Origin of the sequence: Streptomyces regalis, assembly GCF_001509475.1 — a bacterium.
Lineage (GTDB): Bacteria > Actinomycetota > Actinomycetes > Streptomycetales > Streptomycetaceae > Streptomyces > Streptomyces regalis.
This window is the reverse complement of sequence record NZ_LLZG01000145.1, coordinates 1-5,196: the sequence shown is the minus strand read 5'-3', so window position 1 is coordinate 5,196 and position 5,196 is coordinate 1. Positions and strand designations below refer to the sequence as shown.

5 protein-coding genes are annotated in these 5,196 nt (G+C 63.0%); 2 read left to right on the top strand and 3 right to left on the bottom strand.

What is annotated here, in order from left to right; all coding sequences use genetic code 11:
• Positions 1–407: 407 nt before the first annotated feature.
• Positions 408–596, bottom strand: a complete 189-nt coding sequence (locus tag ADL12_RS52785) for a hypothetical protein (RefSeq protein WP_063806690.1) — start codon at positions 594–596, stop codon at positions 408–410.
• 801 nt (positions 597–1,397) lie between these two features.
• On the opposite strand from ADL12_RS52785, the gene ADL12_RS19670 reads away from it, so the two are divergent.
• A complete protein-coding gene (locus tag ADL12_RS19670; RefSeq protein WP_062703985.1) occupies positions 1,398–2,738 on the top strand; it encodes an NsdA family TPR-like regulatory protein in 1,341 nt (446 codons plus the stop codon).
• A 423-nt stretch (positions 2,739–3,161) separates the two neighbouring features.
• On the top strand, positions 3,162–3,911 hold the full coding sequence (locus ADL12_RS54065; RefSeq protein WP_159053209.1) for a hypothetical protein: 750 nt from the start codon (positions 3,162–3,164) through the stop codon (positions 3,909–3,911).
• Between the two features lie 116 nt (positions 3,912–4,027).
• Here the strand turns inward: ADL12_RS54065 and ADL12_RS19665 are convergent, their stop codons facing one another.
• Both ADL12_RS19665 and ADL12_RS19660 read right to left on the bottom strand, forming a co-directional pair.
• Positions 4,028–4,258, bottom strand: a complete 231-nt coding sequence (locus ADL12_RS19665; protein WP_062703983.1) for a hypothetical protein — start codon at positions 4,256–4,258, stop codon at positions 4,028–4,030.
• A gap of 9 nt (positions 4,259–4,267) precedes the next feature.
• A partial coding sequence (locus ADL12_RS19660) for a peptidoglycan recognition protein family protein (RefSeq protein ID WP_208614572.1) occupies positions 4,268–5,196 on the bottom strand: 929 nt, incomplete at its 5' end.

The following is a 5,196-nucleotide window of genomic DNA, read 5'->3' as shown; positions in this document are numbered from 1 at the left end:
AGAAACGGACGAGACCGTCCTGCCGACCGAACTCACCGCATAACCTCAAAACGAGATCACCGAATGGCCGTCGATACACCACTCCAGCGGACGTGACCAGATTCAACAGCTCTTGTAGCGACAAGACTTCTCCTTCTCTTGACCTGACAAGGGGCGCATTTTCGTTAGGAAGCGGGCACCTCTTTCCAACAGGTAAGGCATGTATAGACCTTCCCGTCTGGAGACAAGAGCATCGGTCCGTGACAGCTCATCTCGGTATCTTCCTGACTGAGATATAAGGGCGTTGGAACCCGCCCCGCCGGGTCTTCTCGAAAAGTGGGGGAACCATCGATTGGATTCGTCCGGCGGAGCGGGGGGCTTAGCCCCCCGCCCATCCGCCACGGGGGAAGGGACGGACGGACGGGGAGTCAACTGGCGGGACGTGCGTCCCACTGCTTGTTGTAGAAGCTGATGTACTGCCGCGCGTACTCGCAGCACGGCTCACAGGCGTAGGCGGGAGCGCTCTGGCCGTCGTGTTCGACCGGGCCAATCCACACGACCATTCCCGCGTTGCGGCAGAGCAGGCACCAACCAGGGACCAGGGGGCGGGTTCTCATGTCTTGGTGTCCGTGATCAACGGAAAATGTCCAGCTGTCTGCCCGCACAGTCGGGGCACCGGACTTTCAACCTGTGGTTGCACCCCCAACAGCCGTCGAAGCCGAGACAGATGGGGCACCAGACTTCCCGGTGACCGGCGCACAAGCCGCAAATGGTCGAGATGCCTATTAGCCACTCGATCAGGGAAGGGCGGCCCGGATCGAACCCCCGGCGGCCCCCTTGACGGGCGGCCGGCGGGGGCTTCGGCCTGGCCAACGTCGGGGCAGTCACTTCCGCACCCCCATCCGGTGAGGGTGGCTCAGGATCTCCTCATTGCAAGACTTGACCTTCGCCCTGTTGTCGGCCCTACGTGCCCTCTCGCGCTGCGTCGCCAGGGCGCCGCACACGTCGCACCCCTCGACCGGCACCGCTTCCATACAGGCGACGACAACGATCTGACGGGCGGGTGCATTGCTTCGCGCGCTCATGCCGCAAGCAACTTCCGAAGCCCCTGGTCGACCCGCGCCACAACCTCGGGGCTCGGCTCCGCGAACGCTCTCGGCCACCAGCCCGGAGCGTGCTTGTGGAAGCACTTCCACTCCCCGAGGGGTACCGACACGGAGCAAGGCCCCTGGTACGGCTGGGTGTCCTTCTGCACCTTCGGTTGCATCGCTTCACCTCTCGCTGACGTTGTCGCTCTACGCAACCAAGCTGTCGCCCGCGGCGGTACCGTTAGAAGGTCAGGAGAACTTGAACGACTTGAACGCTTGAGTTCGCGGGGAGTGATTGACGTGGCGAGAGAGCGCCGGCCGAACGAGAACATGGCCCGGTTGCTGGACGAAGGCGACTACCTGCACCGCCAGTTCGCGCAAGCCGTGAACCGGATCGGCGCCGAGCGGGGCCTGAAGCTGACGTACGACGAATCGTCGGTAGCCCACTGGCTCAAAGGGGCCGTACCGAAGAAGGAAGCTCGGCCCGCTGTCGTCGAAGCCCTGTCGCGCCGCCTCGGTCGTCCAATTACCTTTGAGGAAGCGGGACTTGGGGCAACGCCGTTCCTGGCCGGAATGGACGTTGCGCCCGAACACGCGCTGAACACCATTGAGGGTCTGGTTGACACCGGAAGGGCAGACATGGACCCATCGCGCCGTACCGTCCTCACGACCGCGCTCTACTCGGCCACGCTCGCAGTGCCACGCTTCGACGAAGCCGACGAGACCCTAGACCGCCTAGAGCACCAGGCCGCCGGACGCACGGTCAAGATCGGCCCCGGTGACGTGGCCGTAGTCCGCAGCATGACGGACAAGATCGCCGACATCCTCGACGAACTCGGGGGCGCGCACGCGCGCCCGATGGCCGCAGCGTTCATCGTCAACTCTGTAGCGTCCTACCTTCGAGCGGACGGGACCGAGGCCATTAAGAACGACATGCGGGCCGCCGCGTCCGACCTGGTCTATTTGACCGGTTGGATGGCCATGTATGAGAAGGCACATGGCCTCGGGCAGAGGTACTACCGCCAGGCCCTCGGCCTGGCCAAAGCCGGTAACGATCAAGTCACCTACTGCCGGACCCTTCGCGGCATGGCGCTTCAGGCCGCCAACCTGAAGCACGCGAACAAGGCCCTCGACTTGGCGGACTCGGCCGCCGAGGCCGCGCCTTCGGCCGGCCCTCGACTGCAAGCGTTCCTTCGAGGCCAACAAGCCCACGGGGCCGCCCTGGTGGGCGACAGGAGCCAAGCGTTCACGCGACTTCGCGAGACTGAAGCCGCGCTGTCGAAGGCTGACAACCGGCGGGATGCTGTGGGCGGGTACGACCGAGCCGCGTACGAATTCCATGTGTCGAGCGTGCTCTACGCCCTCGGCGACGTGCCGGGATCGATCGAGGCTATGAAGGCGTCGAACCGCGCGCGCCCCCCGATGGAGAAGCAGGGCAACGCGCACGCGAACGGCCTACTTGCGCAACGTCAGTTGGAGGTCGGGCACCTCGAAGCGGCGTGCGAGACGTGGGGCGCGTTCCTCGACGACTACGCGGCCTTGTCGTCCGCGCGGGCTGACGAACACTTCACGATCATGCGGCGACGCATCCGGCCGTACCTGAGCAACCCGAGGGCGCGAGAGCTGAACGAGCGAGCACGGGAGCTTGCTCGGCTCAAGGCAGCAGCCTAGTTAGGGGTCTGAGGAGTGCAATGTAATGGGTGCTATAGACAAGTGCCGCTCTTTAGGGGCCTTTTTGTCACTGGTGGCCTATGCGAAAAATGCGAGAAAACGCGACGGCAGGCCACTTCCGGCAAATCCTTCCTGAAAGCCGATTGCACTTGCTGCGGTAGGAGATTGTCGTGGTATGAGTACTCTCAGTGCTCTAACTGCCGCAATGGTATATGCAACTGCCATTGCCACTAGACAAGCCGACTTTGGGCAGGCGAGGCCGCCGCGGGCCCGTGTAAACGCCCTGCAGAACGAGGAAAGACCCCCAACACCCTTACGAGTGTTGGGGGTTTCGTGTAGGACGTGCTGAAGGGCCACCCGGAGGCAAGGGTGGCCCCTAGAGTGTGGTCGCGCAGTCAGCAGGGAGAGGTTTGGAGGAGCCTGGTGGTCACCGCTGAGAGCTACATCGGGTCTAACGATTTCTGGAACATGGCCATCTCGGTCGGATTTGGTGTGCTGATTGGGGTCGGCGGCGCTTGGGCAACGCTGCGCTCAAATAATCCAAAGAGACGCGTCGTCTGGAACCAGTCAAGCAATACTACGCTCTTGAGGAGCACTTCACCTTCTGCACCCTCGGCCGTATCCGTTTCACATGCTGGAACAACACTGGTCGAACCACGCCTAGTGGAGCTTGAGTTCAGCAATTCAGGGCGCCGCGACATTTCGCCAACAGACTTCGCTAGCGGGGACGAGTCACTGATCTTCGACTTTGGCGCAAACATCGTCACGGTACTGGATACTGAGGTGGACCCCCCTTCGGCGCCTAAGCCTCAACACGTTATCGACGGCCCACTTCTTAAGGTCAAAAAGGTTCTAGTTGCACGCAATCAAAGAGTCACATTCTCCGTTCTGGTGGATGGCCCTAAGGGGAATATCAAGCTTGCCGCAGCCCACTTGACCAATACACCAGTCAAGCGAGGGGTCGCCGGAGCCACTCGCTTTCTGGGGGGCTTGGTGCTTACCATGGCGGTCCTTGTGACATTAGCAACCTTTCTTGTATCCCGGGTGATGTCCGCGCCCGGAGAAGCAGCCGACTTGAAGATGGACAAACGACTACTAGAATCTTGCCGCTACTGGGACCAGCACGATAAGGAGAAGGCCGATAAAATGTGCCCCCCAATTCGGAAGCCGTGAACAGGGCGGGGCAAAGCCAAAATGACGAAAGACCCCCAACACCCGGATGGGTGCTGTGGGTTTCGTGTAGGACGTGCTGAAGGGCCGCAGGAGGCAGGGCGGCCCCGCCCTACGGGCTAGCCTTCGTCGCCGAGGTTCGCGTGAACCGGCGACGGAGTCAGGAGAGCATCCGCGGTCTTGCCGTTCTCGACTCGCTGAACGGCTTCACCGCCGGCCAGGCCGAGGACGGCCGCGACCAGGCTGAGGACTTCGCCCTTCGGAACCTTGACGCCGTACGCGGCGACCAGGGCGAGAACTGCAACGGCGAGCGAGTAGACGCGCGCCGGATGGGTCTTGAGGAACTTCAACGATCTTCCTTACTTGTCGTACGCCATCTTGTTGAGAGCGGCCCAACCCTTCGGGCCGATAGCCACATCCCACGAAGAACCCCGCTTCGCGTACTGCGGGAATCGCCTGTGGAAGAGGCCGACACCCTCTTGCGTCTTCGGGCCGTAGTGGTCCGAGAGAGGGACCGACTTGTTCATGAATCCAGCGGCCTTCAGGGCTCGATGAAGCGGCCTGGCCGAAGGCGACCAGCTACCCGGCTTCAGCCCCTTGGGGAAGGCCGGAGGGGTGTACCCCCGGGGCTTCACGACCGGTTTGCTCACCGGGGCCGGAAGCGTGACCTTGCTCGGAGGGTTGAGGAGAGCGTTTACACGCGACAGGAAGTAGTCCCACGGGAAGTTGGGGCCAGGGTCCGAGTGGTTGGTCTGGCCGTACGCGGCCGACACGTCCCGGTGGCCAACGATCCCGCGCCTACCGGCCTTCAGCTCGGCAACGGTCAGCTTCCGGGCCGGAATGCTGTGCTTCCGGCACCAATCCGCGGTGACCTTCGCGGCCTGTTCGAGGACGCCCTTCGAGTACTGGTCGAGCCACTCGGCGCGCGACTGGCGCGCGTACCCGGCAAGTTCGAGGCCGAGGCCGTCAGAGTTGGTACCCGGAGCGTGCCACGCCCGGTTACCATCGGCCACGCAGCGAACCGCACTGTTGTTGTCCACGCAGACGTGAGCACTGGCCTTGTTGCTCGCGGGGAGGTTCGCGAAGTAGCGCGCGACGTTCTCGGCGGTAAGCGGCCCCTCGGGGGCCTCCATGTCGTGAATGACGATCACGCGGATAGGAACGGTACGGCCTTCGCCGTACCATCGAGCCTTACTCAGGTTGAATTGGCGATGTCCGGGCTGTGGTGACGGGTCGTGATCCCTGCGGTACGACGTCCTCATGCGGTACGCGCAAGGGGGCGGGCTGA